General features: G+C 50.7%; 19 protein-coding genes and 1 tRNA gene. 10 read left to right on the top strand and 10 right to left on the bottom strand.

Going from position 1 to position 18,788, the window contains the following annotated elements:
• Positions 1-1,748 (top strand): TonB-dependent siderophore receptor (locus tag ABUL11_RS09335; protein ID WP_350283583.1); only part of this gene is annotated, 1,748 nt, incomplete at its 5' end.
• A 501-nt stretch (positions 1,749-2,249) separates the two neighbouring features.
• Positions 2,250-2,381, top strand: a complete 132-nt coding sequence (locus tag ABUL11_RS09330) for a hypothetical protein (protein ID WP_350283582.1) — start codon at positions 2,250-2,252, stop codon at positions 2,379-2,381.
• A 23-nt stretch (positions 2,382-2,404) separates the two neighbouring features.
• On the opposite strand, the gene ychF is transcribed toward ABUL11_RS09330, so the two are convergent.
• From ychF to minC, 10 genes are all read right to left on the bottom strand, one after another.
• Positions 2,405-3,496, bottom strand: coding sequence for a redox-regulated ATPase YchF (gene ychF / locus ABUL11_RS09325; protein ID WP_350283581.1), 1,092 nt, complete (start codon positions 3,494-3,496; stop codon positions 2,405-2,407).
• A 70-nt stretch (positions 3,497-3,566) separates the two neighbouring features.
• Positions 3,567-4,154 carry an aminoacyl-tRNA hydrolase gene (pth, locus tag ABUL11_RS09320; protein ID WP_350283580.1) on the bottom strand — a complete coding sequence of 196 codons (588 nt, stop codon included), beginning with the start codon at positions 4,152-4,154 and terminating at the stop codon, positions 3,567-3,569.
• Between the two features lie 119 nt (positions 4,155-4,273).
• Complete coding sequence (locus tag ABUL11_RS09315; RefSeq protein WP_350283579.1) at positions 4,274-4,870, bottom strand: 50S ribosomal protein L25/general stress protein Ctc; 597 nt, start codon at positions 4,868-4,870, stop codon at positions 4,274-4,276.
• A 56-nt stretch (positions 4,871-4,926) separates the two neighbouring features.
• Positions 4,927-5,877, bottom strand: coding sequence for a ribose-phosphate pyrophosphokinase (locus tag ABUL11_RS09310; protein WP_350283578.1), 951 nt, complete (start codon positions 5,875-5,877; stop codon positions 4,927-4,929).
• Between the two features lie 92 nt (positions 5,878-5,969).
• Positions 5,970-6,044: transfer RNA gene (locus tag ABUL11_RS09305), tRNA-Gln, on the bottom strand.
• A gap of 9 nt (positions 6,045-6,053) precedes the next feature.
• Positions 6,054-6,890, bottom strand: coding sequence for a 4-(cytidine 5'-diphospho)-2-C-methyl-D-erythritol kinase (gene ispE / locus ABUL11_RS09300; RefSeq protein ID WP_350283577.1), 837 nt, complete (start codon positions 6,888-6,890; stop codon positions 6,054-6,056).
• A 19-nt stretch (positions 6,891-6,909) separates the two neighbouring features.
• Positions 6,910-7,530, bottom strand: coding sequence for a lipoprotein insertase outer membrane protein LolB (lolB, locus tag ABUL11_RS09295; protein ID WP_350283576.1), 621 nt, complete (start codon positions 7,528-7,530; stop codon positions 6,910-6,912).
• Positions 7,531-7,659: 129 nt separating this feature from the next.
• The gene (gene minE / locus ABUL11_RS09290) at positions 7,660-7,956 is read right to left on the bottom strand and encodes a cell division topological specificity factor MinE (protein WP_350283575.1); all 297 of its coding nucleotides are present in this window, start codon (positions 7,954-7,956) and stop codon (positions 7,660-7,662) included.
• The gene (minD, locus tag ABUL11_RS09285) at positions 7,956-8,765 is read right to left on the bottom strand and encodes a septum site-determining protein MinD (protein WP_350283574.1); all 810 of its coding nucleotides are present in this window, start codon (positions 8,763-8,765) and stop codon (positions 7,956-7,958) included. Before minD ends, minE begins: the two co-directional genes overlap by 1 nt.
• 25 nt (positions 8,766-8,790) lie before the next feature.
• Positions 8,791-9,516 carry a septum site-determining protein MinC gene (minC, locus tag ABUL11_RS09280; RefSeq protein ID WP_350283573.1) on the bottom strand — a complete coding sequence of 242 codons (726 nt, stop codon included), beginning with the start codon at positions 9,514-9,516 and terminating at the stop codon, positions 8,791-8,793.
• 249 nt (positions 9,517-9,765) lie between these two features.
• Between minC and ABUL11_RS09275 the strand changes: the two genes are divergently transcribed.
• The 8 genes from ABUL11_RS09275 (at position 9,766) to ubiD (ending at position 18,579) form a co-directional block, all read left to right on the top strand.
• The gene (locus ABUL11_RS09275; protein WP_350283572.1) at positions 9,766-10,314 is read left to right on the top strand and encodes a Slp family lipoprotein; all 549 of its coding nucleotides are present in this window, start codon (positions 9,766-9,768) and stop codon (positions 10,312-10,314) included.
• 120 nt (positions 10,315-10,434) lie between these two features.
• Positions 10,435-11,709: a YfiM family lipoprotein gene (locus ABUL11_RS09270; RefSeq protein WP_350283571.1), complete on the top strand. Its 1,275-nt coding sequence runs from the start codon at positions 10,435-10,437 to the stop codon at positions 11,707-11,709.
• A 277-nt stretch (positions 11,710-11,986) separates the two neighbouring features.
• Complete coding sequence (trkA, locus tag ABUL11_RS09265; RefSeq protein WP_350283570.1) at positions 11,987-13,432, top strand: Trk system potassium transporter TrkA; 1,446 nt, start codon at positions 11,987-11,989, stop codon at positions 13,430-13,432.
• A 9-nt stretch (positions 13,433-13,441) separates the two neighbouring features.
• Positions 13,442-14,911: a TrkH family potassium uptake protein gene (locus ABUL11_RS09260; RefSeq protein ID WP_350283569.1), complete on the top strand. Its 1,470-nt coding sequence runs from the start codon at positions 13,442-13,444 to the stop codon at positions 14,909-14,911.
• A 157-nt stretch (positions 14,912-15,068) separates the two neighbouring features.
• On the top strand, positions 15,069-15,437 hold the full coding sequence (locus ABUL11_RS09255; protein ID WP_350283584.1) for a response regulator: 369 nt from the start codon (positions 15,069-15,071) through the stop codon (positions 15,435-15,437).
• A 99-nt stretch (positions 15,438-15,536) separates the two neighbouring features.
• On the top strand, positions 15,537-16,073 hold the full coding sequence (locus tag ABUL11_RS09250) for a chorismate--pyruvate lyase family protein (RefSeq protein ID WP_350283568.1): 537 nt from the start codon (positions 15,537-15,539) through the stop codon (positions 16,071-16,073).
• 88 nt (positions 16,074-16,161) lie between these two features.
• On the top strand, positions 16,162-17,031 hold the full coding sequence (gene ubiA, locus ABUL11_RS09245) for a 4-hydroxybenzoate octaprenyltransferase (protein WP_350283567.1): 870 nt from the start codon (positions 16,162-16,164) through the stop codon (positions 17,029-17,031).
• Between the two features lie 84 nt (positions 17,032-17,115).
• Entirely contained in the window at positions 17,116-18,579 is a 1,464-nt protein-coding gene (gene ubiD / locus ABUL11_RS09240; protein ID WP_350283566.1) for a 4-hydroxy-3-polyprenylbenzoate decarboxylase, read from the top strand.
• Positions 18,580-18,788 lie beyond the last annotated feature (209 nt).

The following is an 18,788-nucleotide window of genomic DNA, read 5'->3' as shown; positions in this document are numbered from 1 at the left end:
CCTCCTTCGGTAACTGGTTATATATTACACCAGTACATCGCGGGACTAAACAACTAGCTCATGCAGGCAGCTGGAACAATTATCGCGGCGAACTTGATGTTGGGGGCCCGATCATGGCGGAAGGGCGTATTCGCGGGCGTCTCGTCGGTGTTTATGAGGATCGAAAATATTTCTACGATGTCGCCAAGAGCGATAAATATCTGTTTTATGGCATCGTCGAAGCAGACATCACCGATAGCACTCTGCTCACCCTCGGTAGCGATTTCATGCGTCAAGACAGCACGAATTGGCGCTGGGGTCTTCCACGCTACTCGCATGGAGAGGACCTCGGTCTGCCACGCAGCACTTTTTTCGGTACGAACGATGATCAATGGTCGAGGAAGAACAACAGGCAGTTCCTCCGCATCGATCAAGCAATCGGAACGAATTGGACCCTAGGTATCGAAGCATCACGCGCGCACAGCAAGGTTAATCAAAGAGATTTTCTTTGGTGGGGCGCGGTTGACCCAATCACCTTATCCGGTTTTTACAGCAATGGAGGACACGGCTGGTTAAATGATCGCACTGAAACACAACAAACGCTGGATGCTGTACTTAAAGGAGCATTCCATCTGCTGGGCCGAGAACACAAGGTAATCTTGGGTACAAATATAAACCGATACAAGAGTGGTACGGTAAATTATAGGCGCATTGGGAGTAATATCCAGATTCCTAACATTTTCGAGTTTAATCCGGCGGATTATCGATTCAATGATCCTTACTTTTTAACCAATGAAGAAAAAACCACAATCACACAGAAAGGGGTCTATGGATCATTGGCGGCAAAAATAACCGATCCACTCACGCTCGTTGTCGGCGGACGTTTTAGCTGGTACAAGTACGATTATAACTTTGATAGATTTGACCAAAATACGGGCGCAACCACTTTCACGCTTTTAACGCAATATGAAGATAACACGATTTTTACACCTTATCTAGGCTTGGTTTATGATTTGACAGAGCAATGGACAACCTATGCCAGCTTCGCTGAAACTTATCAATCGCAGGCAAGCAGCCGCAAAGGACCTTTGCCCGGCACGCCACTCAAGCCTATCACTGGACGCAGTTATGAAATCGGTGTCAAGGGCAGTCTGTTCAATGAACGACTAAATACAGCGCTTGCTTTCTTTTCTATCAAACGCAATGGTCAGGCGATACAAGACCCATCCTATCCGCCTTTTTCTGGCGATCTAGGTAGCAGCTGCTGTTATCTCGATGGTGGCCGCATCACCAGCCGAGGAGTGGACATTGAGGTCAGTGGTGAGATCGTCGATGGCTGGCAAGTTCTGGCCGGTTACACGTTCAACGACAATGAGAATAAGGCAGACAGCATCCGCTACAGCACAATCACGCCTAAACACTTGTTTAAATTATGGTCGAGTTATGAGTTGAGAGGCATACTGAGTGGCCTGAAACTGGGCGGTGGTATCACTGCGCAAAGTGGCAACTACGTAAGCGGTACAGCACGTGCTTTTAATGCAACAACTGGATTATATAATGGTCCATCAGTCAACTATGAGTTTACTGAACCGGGACGTGTACTGGTTGATCTATTTGCACAATATCGCCTCAATAAGCACTGGTCTGCAACCCTCAACGTTAACAATGTCTTCGATAAGAAGTATTACCAAACCGTGGGCACCAGTTCAATTGGGAACTGGTACGGCACACCCCGCAATTTCCTAGTGAGTATGCAGTACAGTTACTGAGCACAGGTTCCAGCAGAACGCGGCAGGATGCGGTGAGATACGCACTGCATCTACTGTGCTGGATTGCCGCGTCGGCTACGCCTCCTCGCAAGGACAATATTTGCTCACCCTCATCCGCTATACCAAATCACCGGCTTGATCGTTCCCACGCTCCGCGTAGGAATACAATCCGCCTTGCTCCAGCGGAGCATACTGGCCGTCGGAGTGAGGGAACCCTCAAGGATAGCGGCAATGATGGGGGACAGAATAAGCAAGTTACTACGGTTCTTCCGCGCTGAACACAGCAGGCAAAGCGGCGAGAAAAGCTACAAACCTAAGGAAACTTCTGAAAAACTACCTGCGTTGCCATTTCTGCGTTAAAAATCAGCTTAAAATGCTCATTTATTACGTATAAACTCCGCTTTCTCGCCGTTTTTTGCCTTGAACTGACTGCCTCGTTGACGTTTCTCAAAGGTTCTCTAAGAACTGCAGTTGATTGCTTATCAACCTCTGGAAACCCTGATGGGGAGTGAGCTTGCCACTTTCGCCCATGCCAACCCGGTGGGTGAGACTCTGCAACCCGATTGCACGTCTGGCACGCTGTCTGGCTGTGTGCCAGACGCACATCCGGATGCGTCCAACTGCGGTTTTTAGGATAAACGCTGGAAAGTTATAATTTATACATTGAACAGGAAATGCATCACATCACCATCCTGAACGGTGTAATCCTTGCCTTCCACTCGCATTTTGCCTTTTTCCTTCGCGCCTGCTTCACCGCCGCAGGCAATGAAATCAGCATAGGATACGGTTTGTGCCCGGATGAAACCTTTTTCAAAGTCCGTGTGGATCACGCCTGCTGCCTGGGGGGCAGTATTACCTTTGTGTATGGTCCAGGCACGCACTTCCTTTACACCAGCGGTGAAATAAGTTTGCAGGCCCAGCAGATCGTAACCCGCACGAATCAGGCGGTTGAGACCCGGTTCTTCCAGCCCTAGATCGGCCAGGAATTCCTTTTTATCCGCTTCGTCGAGATCGGCCAGTTCAGCTTCGATCTTGGCACACAGCGCTACGACCGGTGCATTTTCCTTTGCTGCGTATTCACGCAGCTGATCGAGATACAGGTTGTTCTCGAAACCGTCTTCTAGCACGTTACCCACATACATGGCGGGCTTGATCGTCAGCAGGCACAGCGGCCTGATGATTTCCTTTTCCTCATCTGAAAACTGGAATGTGCGCGCTGGCTGCCCCTGATTGAGATGTGGTACCAGTTTTTCAAGCACCGCAACCAGTTTGATTGCTTCCTTGTCACCGGATTTCGCTTTCTTGCCGTCACGCGCAATGACTTTGTCCACGGTAGCAAGATCGGCCAGTGCCAGTTCGGTCAGGATAACTACGATATCAGCCAGTGGATCGACCTTACCGGCAACGTGCACGACGTTCGGATCATCGAAACAACGCACAACGTTGACGATGGCGTCTGTTTCACGAATGTTGGCAAGAAACTGGTTTCCCAGCCCCTCTCCCTTGGAAGCACCCGCCACCAGTCCGGCAATATCGACGAATTCTACGATGGCCGGTTGCACGCGCTGCGGATTGACGATTCTGCTCAGCTCGGTGAGGCGTGAGTCCGGTACTTCAACGATGCCAACGTTGGGCTCGATGGTGCAAAACGGATAATTTTCTGCAGCGATACCCGCTTTGGTCAATGCATTAAACAAAGTGGATTTGCCAACATTGGGCAAACCGACGATTCCACATTTCAGGCTCATAATCCGGTTTCCATCGATTTCCTGAAAGCGATCCAGAAAGCGGCTTACAGGTGAGATATTTCTCAGTTTTTCAATTTTCCTGCGGGGTATGCAGTCGCTGCATTGCTGCGGCAAAATCTCCCCGGGCGATCAGCGGCCATACCTGCATGCTATGGGCTATTGCTTCATCAATCAGTGCGGCTTCTTCCCTGCGCGGAGGATGCAGGACATAATCCACCACCTGATTCCGATCTCCCGGATGCCCCACGCCGATCCGCAATCGCCAGAAAACCCGGCTGGAAAGGTCCGCGACGATACTTTTAAGGCCGTTGTGCCCCCCGGTCCCGCCACCGGATTTCAGTTTGATGACGCCAGGCTGCAGATCCAGTTCATCGTGAACGAGCAGCATCTGTTCAGGCACTATTTTGTAATAGCGGCATACAGCAGCAACCGACATACCGCTGGCATTCATGTAGGTTTGGGGTTTGAGCAGCCAGATATCGGTATCGGCCAGCATGATGCGTGCACACAGCCCGCGAAACCGGGTTTCCAGCGAAAATGCAACCCCCTGAGAGCCAGCCAGACGATCCAACCAGTCAAAGCCAACGTTATGGCGGGTCGAGGCATATTTTTCGCCCGGATTGCCAAGGCCAACCACCAGCTTTACGGGTAGTTCCATCACTCAGTGCGGTTCCGGCAACAAGGAATTCAGAAGAAGGTGAACGGGCTTAAGAGTGGATTGCAATTGAGGTAAACCATGCCAGGGAGATACTCCCTGGCATACAAATAGAATCAGGTTTATTCTTCGCTAGCTTCGCCGGCTTCTCCACGCTTCGCAATAAGTGTAGCCACTGGCAGATTGTCACCTTTCAACAAGGCAGGTATTTCGATATTTTCCGGCAGTACCAGATCACTCAAATGCAGCGTACTGCCAGCCGTCATGCCGGACAGATCCACCGTGATGAATTCAGGCAGATCTTTAGGCAGACAGGATACTTCGATCTCGGTTGCCACGTGGCTGATCATCCCGCCCGACAACTTGACCCCTGGCGCAATATCAGCATTAATAAAATGCAGCGGTACTTTTACGTGGATTTTCTGGTCCTGTCTGACACGCTGAAAATCGACGTGCAGCACCTGTTGCTTGAACGGGTGCATTTGCACATCCCGCAAAAGCACCTGTTCCTTTTTACCATCGACGCTGATCGAAAGGATGGACGCATGAAAAGCTTCCATCTTCAGCTTGTAGTACAGGTCTTTGTGATCGAGCTCGATCGATTGTGCGGTACCATTACCACCATAAATGACCCCCGGCAATCTTCCCTGAGAACGCAGGCGACGATTTGCGCCGGTTCCATGTAATTTACGACTGTGGGCACTGATTTCGATTTGCATTCCATTCTCCTGAAAACAAATAGTTCGTCCACCCGCGAACGAACCAGAAAATTATCTCATTCCATAAACAGCGAGCTCAGCGAACTTTCGTTACTGATCCTGAGCATGGATTCACCCAGCAGGCTGGCTACACTTAACTGATGAATACGGTTACATTTACTGGCATCTTCTCTTAACGGAATGGTATCCGTCACCACCAGTTTATCCAGATCTGAATTTTGGACACGTTCCACTGCCGTCCCCGACAGAACCGCATGAGTCGAATAAGCAATCACACTGGCCGCACCCTCCCGTTTCAGCGCGGATGCCGCTTCACATAATGTGTTTGCCGTATCCACCATATCATCTATGATCACACAGGTGCGCCCCTCGACGTCACCGATGATGTTCATGACCTTGGATTCATTCGGTTTGGGACGCCGCTTGTCTATAATGGCCAGATCACATTCCAGACGCTTGGCAAGATGGCGTGCACGCACCACACCACCCACATCGGGTGAGACGACGATCAGGTCCTGATAGTCGTGCTTCCAGATATCTCCGAGCAGAATCGGCATACCGTAGACATTATCGACCGGAATATCGAAAAACCCCTGAATTTGGTCGGAATGCAAATCCATGGTCAGCACTCTGTCCACTCCGACACTGGTTAGCATATTTGCCACAACTTTGGCGGTAATGGGTACTCGCGCAGACCGGGTTCTCCTGTCTTGCCGCGCATAGCCGAAATAGGGAATTGCCGCAGTAACACGACTGGCTGAAGCGCGTTTCAGCGCATCGACAACCACAAGAATTTCCATTAAGCTGTCATTGGTCGGTGTACAGGTGGATTGCAATACAAAAACATCATTACCCCTGACATTCTCGAGTATCTCCACCATGACCTCGCCATCACTGAAACGTCCAACGTTTGCACGCCCGAGATTGATGTTCAGATATTTGACTACATCATGTGCCAGTTTAGGATTGGCCGTTCCGGTAAAAACCATCAGGCTGTCATAGGACATGGGTAACTTTTACATCCGGTTTAAAAGACGATACAGGCTGACCTGACCACTTGCGCGATACCTGCCATGATACTGGCAGATTCGTTGGGATCTGGCTGGGGAGGTAGGGATCGAACCTACGAATGCCGGAATCAAAATCCGGTGCCTTACCACTTGGCGACTCCCCAAAAAATTTTCTAAAAATCCAACAAAGGATGTCTTGCAAGCCCCGACACGACAAATCCGCTCATATCACCCGGCAACCGCCCGAATACCTTGCGCGCAGCCGATTCAGAAGGGAACTCTGCAAATACACACGATCCGGAACCACTCATCGCTACTTTCGTCGCACCATGCTGCTGCTTCAACCATTCCAGCCATTCGGCAATGACGGGTTGCATCCGCACTGCAACGGGCTCAAGGTCATTATGCCCCTGTCCCATGGAAAAGGCCGCCATTTTGATAGGAATTGTATTTCGTGTCAACTCTTTGCTGGTGAAAACTGTCGCTGTGGAAATTCGGACAGGCGGCGTCAGCACGACATACCACGCTGGTGGCAAATCGACAGTGTGCAGTTCTTCCCCCACTCCTTCGGCAAATGCATTCCTGCCATAGATGAATACCGGCACATCGGCCCCCAGTTCCAATCCCAGCGCCATCAGACGTTCTCTTTCCCAGTCGATCCCCCACAACCTGTTCAGGGCAATCAGCGTTGTGGCTGCATCGGAACTTCCTCCACCCAATCCGCCTCCCAGCGGAATGTTTTTTTCCAGGCGAATTTTCACTCCGAGCGACTCTCGGCCGGATCTTTGCCGCAACAATTTTGCTGCCCGAACACATAAATCATCCGTTTCCGTCAGGCCGGGGATCAGATTCATATGCCTGATGTCTCCATCATGAGTGACCTCAAAACGCAGTCGATCCGAATAATCGATAAATCGGAAGACAGTCTGCAACAGATGGTAACCATCTTCCCGACGCCCGATCACGTGCAGAAACAGATTGAGTTTGGCCGGCGCTGGAAATATGTCCATACACGAGAAAGAAAAATTATTAAGGTAACTCTGTACCCGTGGCGTTACCACTCTTTGTTTCGCCCTGCCACTGATCGACCAGCAACCTCATTTTCACATTTGGCCGGCTGAATTCTAGTAATTTTGGTAAAATGGCCATGCCTTCCCGTTCAGGGTAATAACTCCGATAAACCACCTGCCATCCATCCTGACGAATGGCTACCGTACGTCTGTTTTTATCCAGATCCTTTTCGGCGACTGTACCTGGAAAATGTATCCCGCGCACCCAGAACTGCATACCAGCAAGGGGCAGCTCCCAGCCCAGTACCTGACTGGTGAGATACTCCGCATCCTGTGCTTGATAAACGGCAGGCTCAGAAGTAACCAGGCGCACTCCGGTCTGATCTCTGAAAATCTCTGCAATGACCTGTCCAAGCGGGGAGAACAGGTAAATTTCATCGCCCTGCCTGGTATGCTGCCACCGAATTCCTCCTGAAAACCGGTGCTGTCTGGCATTCACTACTAACCTGCCAGCGAGTATAAAAGGTTCATTCACGATAGCAGATTGCTCATGTACCGGTTGAATGACGACCGTAGCCATTTCTCCCTGACGAACCTCCGGCCCGGCACACCCGACCAGAATCAGGATAATGCCCAGCATCCAACTCCTGTATACCATTTTCCAGGCACTCAAACCGGGAACGCAGGAAAACACGATGTCATTCATTTCAGGAGATCTGGCAGATAGCCCTCCTTCGGTAATTTTGACGATTCAGCAGAATATGATCGTTCAAAATGTATTTCGCACCGCATCCTGCTGAGTATTCCGCGTATTTTGTGAATCCGGCAGAATGATATTCAATTCGAGTGTTTCCTGGTTGTCATCCTGTTCGAATTTAACAGAGATGGCATCCTGATCCACTTGTACGTACTTGCGGATAACTTGCATCAACTCTTCCTGCAACTGAGGCAGATAAGAGGGTTTGTTACGATAATAACGCTCATGCGCAACGAGAATCTGCAATCTTTCCTTGGCAACCGAAGCTGTTTTAGATTTAGATGATCTGAAATAATCCAGCAAGCTCATTATTTACCTCCGAACAGCTTTCTGAGAAATCCTTTTTTACTGTCAATGAAACGGAGTGGTCTTTTTTCTCCAAGATAACGTGCTACCACATCCGCATAAGCCTGTCCCGCATCGCTTTTCTCGTCCAGAATTACGGGAACCCCCGAATTAGATGCATTCAATACCGATTTGGATTCCGGAATGACGCCCAGCAGATGTAACGACAAAATCTCCTGTACATCACCCAGGCCCAGCATTTCACCGGATTCAACCCGGTCCGGATCATAGCGCGTCAACAACAGATATTCTTTGATGGGCTCCATGTTCAACTCGGCCCGGCGCGATTTGCTTGCCAGTATTCCCAGCATACGATCCGAATCCCTTACGGATGAAACTTCCGGATTGGTCACGACAAATGCATCATCCGCATAATACATGGAGAGGTAGGCTCCCTTCTCGATACCTGCAGGTGAATCACACACGATATATTTGAAATCCTTGGAAAGTTCCTCCAGCACCCTGCCAACACCTTCCAGACTCAGCGCATCCTTATCGCGTGTCTGCGACGCAGGAAGGATATAGAGCTGATTGCAGTTTTTATCCTTGATCAGCGCCTGATTGAGATTTGCCTCACCATTGATAACATTGACAAAATCGTACACTACACGACGCTCGCATCCCATGATCAAATCCAGATTGCGCAGACCGACGTCAAAATCGATGACAGCCGTTTTATGCCCCCTTTTAGCCAATCCCATGGCGATCGCGGCACTGGTCGTGGTTTTACCGACCCCCCCCTTCCCTGACGTTACGACGATGATTCTTGCCAATTGAATCTCCTTCTCAGAAATATTTTCAGCTCAATTCTTCAATGATCAGTGCCTGATCGCGCAAATAGACCTGCACCGGCTTCTTCTTGGAAGTTCCTTTCAAATCTTCGCTGGTTTTATAAATACCCGCAATCGAAACCAGCTCCGCTTGCAGATCCAGACAGAAAAACCTGGCAGCAGTATCCCCTTGCACACCGGCCAGCGCCCGCCCTCTCAGCGTGTTGTAAACATGGATATTGCCTTCAGCCATGATTTCCGCACCGGCACTCACCTGTGCCAGAATCACGAGATCGCTGGCAGCATAGATACGCTGACCCGAGCGCACCGGCTGGGTAATCATCATTGCAGGTGCATGCACCGCCTCTCTAACCACTGGCTGAACTTCGGGTATGGTGTCATCTTTTCTTTGTACCTCCGGCAGAAGGGTGTCATTGCGACTGCGACCGGAATCGATCGAAACGAATAATTCCAACGCCCGCGTTTCCTGTAAAGAATCCCCTCCCCTGATTCCGACAGGGAACAGGCTCAATTTACGAAGGAGTGATATGAGCGCTTCAACATCGACCTTTTTGTCATTCTCATTCAGTTCACTCAAATCGAACAATACAGGGGAATTGCTGAAGAAATCGGGAGCACTTGCAATTTTCTCCCGCAATCGCTGCTCGATCTTTTCCAGATCATTGCCGTACAGAACCAGAATGGGTGCAAAAAAAGTACCGCTCCTGAAATCAAGGATAGAAGACTGATCCATATCAGTGATCTTTCAGCCTTATATCTTGTGTTGAGCCGGCTGCGCTATATGAAAACATGTGGAAAATGAAATCAGGCAAGATAATCCAAAGCCGGATGTAAAAGTCGTTATTATACCTTTCAATCAAACGGAATAAACTGGTTTGATCAGAAACCTGGTAAATCGTGTATCGTCTGAGCCGAACATCCAGGTGGAGTGTTTGTCTAATTTAAAGTTCACACTTTTCCACCTTATCAGTCGAGGAAAAATATGAAAACCCATACCCTGCCTCTTCTCCTATCGTGCGCTCTGTTTCTCGTCGGCGCATGCACCAGCATGCCGCCTGAAATCAGAAATTTTTCAGCAGTGGATATCCCCTATCAGCCAGTCAGCCAAAACGCTGAAACCTATAAGGATGCACCGGTTCGCTGGGGAGGAACTGTGATCGAGGTAGAAAACGAAACGGATTTCAGTCTGATACAGATACTTTTTTATCCGCTCGATCGCAACGGATACCCGCAAACCAGAAAACTCGGAGAAGGGCGTTTCGCAGTAGAGGTCAGTGAGTTTCTCGATCCGGCAATTTATACCAAAGGCGTGGAAGTAACCGTCATCGGCACAGTGAAAGGGAATATCGAACGCACGGTCGGAAACAAAACTATCCATATTCCGCTCATTACCGCCAAAACCATCCATCTCTGGCCACAATCCTATCGTGAAGACAACCTGTACCGTTACGGGCCCTATCCTGGTTATTATGGATATGGCCACCCGTTTTTCTACAACGGGTATTACCGGCCCTACCGGTTTTGGTGGTGAGCGAGTAGCGAGTACATAGACACTCAAGATAGTCAGTATTTCATCGATTCCTACCATAAACAATAAAGCAACCGGCCACCTGAAAATGGCCGGCCCGATACCCGACAACGTTCATCCGGCATGTGGAAATTACTCACTCTGACAGGCATCTGCATTTTCATTCTGGTTACCGCCCTGGCACTCATGACTTATCTCGCTGTCGACAGCCATCCTCGGGTTGAACGGGAAATCTCCATCACACCCGAGCAGATTGCCCGTGCCAAAAATATTCTCGACACACATCGTTATCAGGTACGCCCGGGTACATCGGCCATAGTCAGAATCCAGGCAGATGATCTCGATAACGCGCTGAATTATATGGCGTACCATCTTGCCCAAGGATATGCAAAAGTTATCATGCATGACAAAAGTGCACAGATACAGCTCAGCCTGCCGATACCCTCGGGGATGATCACGGGTTATCTCAATCTGCAGGCCACACTGACTGAAGGCAAAAGCATTCCTGAACTCAGCTCGGTAAGTATCGGGAGTATGCAGATCCCGGATATTATTGCCGGCCAACTGACCGGACAACTGCTGTCATGGCTGCAGACTGCCAGCCCGGATGCACGCGCCGGTCTCGATGCTTTCAGAAAACTGCGATTTTCCCGTAACGAAGTAGCAATTTCTTATTTCTGGAAAGGATGGGGAATCGACAAGGCCAGTTACTCCCCCATCAGTCTGCCTTTTTTTGACCGGCAGACACTGGACAAGCTGTCGCACTATCACCATTTTCTCAACGAACAGAATCGTAAACGGGCTTCACACACAATGACGCTGTCAGAGATACTGACACAGATCATGCAGGAAACCGTTCGTCATTCACCCGATGGAAACGTGCTGGAAGAATTCCGTGCCGCGATTCTGATAACGGCATTCCATGTCGTTCAATTTCCGCTCAGGCTAGTCATCCCGGAAGCAGCTGACTGGCCGGATCCTGTCAAAATCAATGTCATCCTGGATGGGCGCAATGATCTGGCCATGCACTTCATGGCTTCTGCAGTCATTACCGCTTATTCGGATACAACCTTGTCCAATGCCATCGGTCTATATAAAGAGTTGGAAGATTCACGTTCCGGCAGTGGATTTTCCTTCAACGATCTCATTGCGGACCGCTCAGGAACTCGTTTTGCCGAGAAAGCCATGGCCAGCCAGGATTCGGCGCGCCGAATACGGAACATCATCCTGGCCGGGATACGTGATACCGACCTCATTCCACACTGGGCCGATCTTCCCGAACATATGTCTGAAACTGCCTTCAAAGCACGCTTTGGCAGTATCGACAGCCCTCGCTATCAGGAAATGATGGATAAGATCGAGCAGCGCGTGGCTTCCCTGAAATGGCTGCATTACTAAGACATATTCAATCTCCTGCAGATATTTTCAATCACTCCCGGAAAAATTCTCTGCACAGAAGCAGAAACCCGTCTGATCAGGACAGATACAGACCGAAAAGAGTAGAATGCTCCGCCTCGATATACGCGATCGATATAACCTGCTTTCCCGGATCAGAGATCGGCATAATGAATACGAGGTACTCTTCTCCTCACACACCACCGCTCCATGACCTGCCGGTAAACAGCACACGAATTATTGCACTCCCTATCATCAGCTTATAAAACGGATATCTCTAATGAAAATCGTCATCCTGGGAGCCGGCCGTGTCGGTTCGACCGTGGCTGAAAGCCTGGCCAGCGAATCCAACGATATTACGGTAGTCGATCTGGCCCGGAGCAGACTCAGCCTGTTGCAGGAACGGCTGGATTTGCGTACTGTCGTCGGCAGTGCCTCTCACCCTGATATCATGATTCAGGCGGGCATGGAAGATGCCGACATGGTACTGGCGCTTACCGGAAGCGATGAAACCAATCTGGTTGCATGTAAGCTGGCTGCAAGCATGTTCAATACTCCTACCCGGATCGCACGTATCCGTACCGTGGATTATCTGGATCATCCGGATATATTCTCCCGGGAAAATTTCTGTGTCGATTTTGCGATTTGCCCGGAGCGGATACTGACCAAATACATAGAAAAACTGATCGAATTTCCGGGCGCGCTGCAGGTGCTCGATTTTGCCTCCGGCAAGGTCAGCCTGGTAGCTGTAAAAGCCATTCATGGCGGCCCGCTGATCGGACGCCAATTGAAGGAGTTACGCCGGCATGCCCCCAATCTGGATACCCGAGTTGCAGCAATTTTCCGCCATAATCACCCCATCATCCCAGAGGGGAGCACTGTCGTCGAAGAAGGCGATGAAGTATTTTTCATTGCTTCTTCCAGTAATATTCGCGCCGCTATGGGTGAATTACGCCGCATGGATAAACCCGTGAGACGAGTCATGATTGCAGGAGGCGGCAGAATCGGCCGCCGGCTGGCCGAGGTATTACAACAGTCTCACCAGGTACGGATCATCGAACGGGATATCAAAGTATGTGAATCACTGACTCAGAATTTGCATAACACATTGATTCTGCATGGTGATGTTACTGATGAAGAGCTGCTGGAGAGTGAAAATATCAGTGAAATGGACATATTCTGTGCACTGACTAATGATGAGGAAAACAACATCATGGCTGCGTTAATGGCCAAGCGCATGGGTGCACGGAAGGTGATCGCTCTGATCAACCGCAGTATGTACGTGGATCTGATGCAAGGCAGTGGCATCGACATTGCTATTTCACCTGCACAGGTCACGATCGGATCGCTGCTAGCTTACGTCCGTCAAGGAGACGTAGCAGTAGTTCATAGCCTGCGGCGCGGTGCGGCCGAAGCGCTGGAACTGGTTGCACACGGTGATGCCAGTTCTTCCCGGGTGGTCGGCCGCAAAATCGAAGAAATCAAACTGCCCAGAGGCACCACCATCGGTGCTATCGTGCGCGGATTGCCACCGGGGGATGTTTACCGAAACCTGTCCGAACAGGAAAAAGACAGTATCCTCGACCAATGGAAGCAGGCACAGGTCATCATTGCCCATCACGATACCGTGATCAAACAGAATGATCATGTCATCCTGTTCGTCGTCAACAAAAGAATGGTACGGCAGGTGGAGAAACTGTTTCAAGTAAATGTGGGGTTTCTGTAATCAGGCACCATGGGCCATGTCCTCAGTCATTTTCTGGCAGTAGCCAACATCCTGGGCAAGATGATCATGATGTTCGGGCTGGTTCTGCTGATCCCCTGCGGCGTTGCCTACTGGACACAGGATGGATCACTGTCGGTTTTTCTCGATGCACTATCGGTTACACTCGGGTGTGGCGCTGTCATATGGATGCTGACTTATCGTTTCAAACAGGAGTTGCAGATTCGTGATGGTTTTCTGCTGGTGGTGCTGGTCTGGCTGTCGCTACCCTTGTTTGGCATGCTGCCTCTGGTCTGGTATTTTCCCGAACTCGGTATCGCCAAATCGTATTTTGAAGCAGCTTCCGGTTTGACCTCGACCGGAGCAACGATACTGACAGAGCTCGATGAGCTTCCATATGCCATCAATCTGTGGCGCTGCCTCCTGGCCTGGCTGGGCGGGATGGGCCTGATCGTCCTGGCCGTGGCGATTCTGCCCATGCTGGGCGTCGGAGGCAGGCAGCTTCTCAGCGCCGAGATCCCTGGGCCGATAAAAGAGTCCCGACTAACGCCACGAATCGCGGAGACCGCCAAGCGATTATGGTTGATCTATGTCACGCTAACGCTCGCCTGCATGATTGCCTACCGGCTGGCTGGAATGACTTCATTCGATGCGATCGCTCACGCGCTAAGCACGCTGGGATTGGGAGGGTTTTCCACGCATGACTCCAGTTATGGATACTGGAATTCTCCGCTGATCGAAGCAATCGCTATATTGTTCATGCTGATTGCCGGTATCAATTTCTCATCTCATTTCGTTGCCTGGCGCGCCAAAAGTTTCTCCCCTTACCGTGTCGACCCGGAAGCAAAACTGTACATCCTGATTACGCTGGCCAGTTGTATCGGAGTAGCCGGGTTCCTCTGGATAAAAGGTATTTACACGGATCCTCTGGTTGCCTTGCGTTATGCAGCTTTCAATGTGGTTTCCACTGCCACTACTGCCGGCTACAGCAACACCGACTATGCCCTCTGGCCGATCTTTGCCCCGCTCTGGATGCTGTTTTTATCGGGTTTCTGCACCTCCTCGGGCTCGACGGGCGGCGGTATCAAAATGATCCGGGCACGTATCCTGTTTCAGCAATTTTTTCGTGAAATGATCATCATCATGCATCCGCGAGCAATTTCACTGATCAAAATCGGCAGAAGTATCATTACCAATGAAATCATCTTTGCCATTCTGGGATTTTTTTTCGTCTATCTGATCAGTATCGTTCTGATGACGCTGGCACTGACGCTGAGCGGTCTGGACGAGATTACCGCCTTCTCGGCTGCTGTCGCCTGTCTGAACAATCTGGGCGCAGGTTTGGGAGCAGTCGGTCCGGCTATGACTTATGCATCGCTCAATGATTTCCAGATCTGGCTGTGCAGCTTCGCCATGTTCCTGGGCAGGCTGGAATTTTATACGCTGATGATTGTTTTCACCCCTGCTTTCTGGCGAAGATGACACCGCAGAATATTCAGATTGAATTGAATCAGCTGATAATGCGTTATCATAACGGGCAAAAATCTGACTGCAGTGGAAAGATAGCTTAGCAAGGAAACCTTGGAAATAAGGGGAAATCGTGACTGAAACAGCAAATGATTTAGCAGATATCAAAGTAATGGTAGTTGACGACAGCAATACCATCCGTCGCAGCGCAGAAATTTTTCTTGCACACTCCGGTTGTGAAGTCATTCTGGCTACAGACGGATTTGATGCAATGGCCAAAATCATCGACTGTCAGCCGGATATCATTTTTCTGGATATCGTCATGCCACGGCTGGATGGCTACCAGGCCTGCATGCTGATCAAAAAGAACCCCAGATACCAGTCTGTGCCCGTTATCATGCTCTCCAGCAAGAGCGGGTTGTTCGATCGCGCGCGCGGCAGAATGGTCGGCTCTGACGAATACCTCACCAAGCCGTTCACCAAAGATGCATTGCTCGATACAGTGCGTAAACATACTTCACATAATCGGGTACCGGCCTGATACGGCTAAAAAACAATATGGCAGTTACCGGCCCGGCCCCGAACGGTTTTTACAGACTCGTATCACGGCTGACTGCCCAGTTCTCTCCTCCCTGCCGTAATGAAGGTTAACCCGCCTCTGGCGTGGCATCCTGCACCTGTTTCCGCTCCCACCGACCTTCACTGGTGGTTGACTCACCGGGGTTCCCTCACTCGTCTGCTCCAGGATCGCTGTGAACATTTCCGTGTCGAACCCGTTTTTCAGGCACTGGCAACAGCTTGTATCGATGAGCTGGAAGTCATGAATCTGCGCAGACAGGGCCGAGCACTGATACGGGAGGTTTATCTGCGCTGCGATGAAGCCCCGGTTGTATTTGCCCATTCTATCGTCAGAAGAGAACATTTACGGGATGCATGGCGCGGTCTGGGCCGCTTGGGCAACCACTCGCTGGGCACCATGCTGTTTACCAATCCGCTGATACAACGCACTCCTCTTGCCTTCAGGAAACTGAAACCACACCATCCACTGTTCGAGCGTGCCTGCAAACAGCTGCAGAACCGCCCGGCCAATCTCTGGGCAAGGCGATCGTTATTCATTCTCCAACATCAGCCGATACTCGTGACTGAAGTATTTCTGCCCGCAATCCGCAGACTCTGAGGCGGTAGTAAAATGCCCCATACTTTATCCTGATTGATCCATCAGGCCCGGATATATTACTGAACCGATTCTTATGACTTCTGTAAACATGACTTTCGCGGACCGGCTTTCCGCATATGCCCGACTGATCCGGCTGGATAAACCCATCGGCATCCTGTTACTACTGTGGCCAACATTATGGGGATTGTGGCTGGCGGCTGACGGCATGCCGGATCCGATGATTCTGGTGATTTTCGTTCTCGGTACAGTTCTGATGCGCTCTGCCGGTTGCGCCATCAATGATTTTGCTGACCGGCGCATCGATCCTCACGTTTCCCGCACCCGCAACCGTCCGCTGGCTGCCGGCATCATTACTGCACGCGAAGCATTGCTGATCGCCACCGGCTTGAGCTTGTGCGCATTCCTGCTAATACTGCCGCTCAATCTGCTGACGATTCAGCTATCCGTACCCGCCCTATTCCTTGCGGCTTCCTATCCATTTACCAAACGCTTTTTTGCCATGCCGCAGGCATACCTGGGTATTGCGTTCAGCTTCGGTATTCCCATGGCATTTGCAGCACAAACCGGTACCGTTCCACCGCTTGCATGGTTACTGGTGCTGGCCAATCTGTTCTGGGTGATTGCTTACGATACCGAATATGCGCTGGTGGATCGGGCGGATGATCTGAAAATCGGTATCAGAACATCCGCTATCACGTTCGGTCGGTTTGATGTGGCAGGAATTCTGCTATGCCATATCATTTTCCTGAGCATCTTGGCTTACGTAGGTATATTGCTGCAGCGCGGCATCTGGTTTTATGGTGCACTGCTGATCGCACTGTGCCTGGTCATCGTTCAATACGGCATGATCCGCAAACGTGAACCTTTCCCCTGTTTCCAGGCATTTCTGCATAACAACTGGATCGGCGCGGTCATATTTACAGGTATATTGCTGGATACACTGTTCAAAACCAGTTAATCATTCCGATAAGAATTCAGGATCAGTTCTGCTCCAACTTCATCGTACTCCGTTCAATTTACTTACAACCACCAGGCCTGATTTATGAAATATAAGGATTTACGCGATTTCCTCGTACAGCTTGAGCAACGTGGTGATCTGAAGCGCGTGGAGATCGAAATCGACCCTCACCTGGAAATGACGGAAATCTGTGATCGTCTGCTCAAACAGGCCGGCCCGGCCGTACTGTTCGAACGGCCTGCCGGACATACCATTCCGGTACTGGGCAATCTGTTCGGAACGCCGGAACGGGTGGCGCTGGGCATGGGCCAGACATCAGTTTCCGCCCTGCGTGAAGTGGGCAAGCTGCTCGCCTATCTCAAGGAACCCGATCCGCCCAAAGGACTGCGCGATGCCTGGGAAAAACTACCGGTACTGAAGCAGGTGCTCAATATGGCGCCTAAACAACTGACCAGTGCTCCTTGCCAGGAGATCATATGGGAAGGTACCGATGTCGATCTGGGCAAAATACCGATCCAGACCTGCTGGCCGGGAGACGTGGCGCCACTGATCACTTGGGGGCTCACGGTGACACGCGGTCCGCATAAATCCAGGCAGAACCTGGGAATTTACCGCCAGCAGGTAATCGCTCCGAACAAAGTGATCATGCGCTGGCTGGCACATCGCGGCGGAGCACTGGATTACCGTGATTTTTGCCAGACCTGTCCGGGACAACCCTACCCTGTTGCCGTTGCACTGGGTGCTGATCCGGCGACTATCCTCGGTGCAGTGACCCCCGTTCCCGACAGCCTGAGCGAATATCAGTTCGCCGGTTTACTGCGCGGCGCAAAAACTGAAGTCGTCAAATGCCTGACGCATGATTTACAAGTTCCCGCCAGTGCAGAAATCGTATTGGAAGGCTATATTCATCCGGATGAAACAGCGATGGAAGGCCCCTACGGTGACCATACCGGCTATTACAACGAGCAGGAAACCTTTCCGGTCTTCACGATCGAACGCATCACCATGCGCCACAGCCCGATTTACCATTCCACTTACACCGGAAAACCGCCCGATGAGCCGGCCATTCTCGGTGTAGCACTGAACGAGGTATTTGTACCGCTGTTGCAGAAACAATTCACTGAAATTACCGATTTTTACCTGCCACCGGAGGGCTGTTCTTACCGCCTCGCTGTGGTCAGCATGAAAAAGCAATATCCCGGCCATGCCAAGCGTGTCATGTTCGGTATCTGGAGTTTTTTGCGTCAGTTCATGTATACCAAATTCATCATCGTGACCGATGACGATATCGATATCCGTGACTGGAAGGAAGTCGTCTGGGCAATGACTACCCGGGTCGACCCGATACGCGATACTTTGATCGTGGAAAACACCCCGATCGATTATCTCGATTTCGCCAGCCCGGTTTCAGGGCTTGGCAGCAAAATGGGCCTGGATGCCACAAACAAATGGCCGGGTGAAACAACACGTGAATGGGGTCGCCCCATTGAAATGGACGCAGCTGTCAAAACCAGAATCGACCATCTCTGGCAGCAACTGCCATTCTGACTGTTCTCCGGACTGGTAGTAAGAAAGCTTCCCCCGCTCCGGGAGAGCGGCATACTGCCAGCAATGACGACTCGACTGCAATCAGGCTATCCTAATGCGTGTGTGAATGCGCCTCGTGCTTCCCGTGATTTTTTTGTGAACCTTGCCCGGCAAGCTGCTTGGCAACGCTGATCTGATAGGTGGCATGACACGCCGTGCAACGCCCCAGC

Source organism: Nitrosomonas sp. (assembly GCF_040256045.1).
Classification (GTDB): domain Bacteria; phylum Pseudomonadota; class Gammaproteobacteria; order Burkholderiales; family Nitrosomonadaceae; genus Nitrosomonas.
This window is presented reverse-complemented; position numbering and strand designations above follow the sequence as displayed.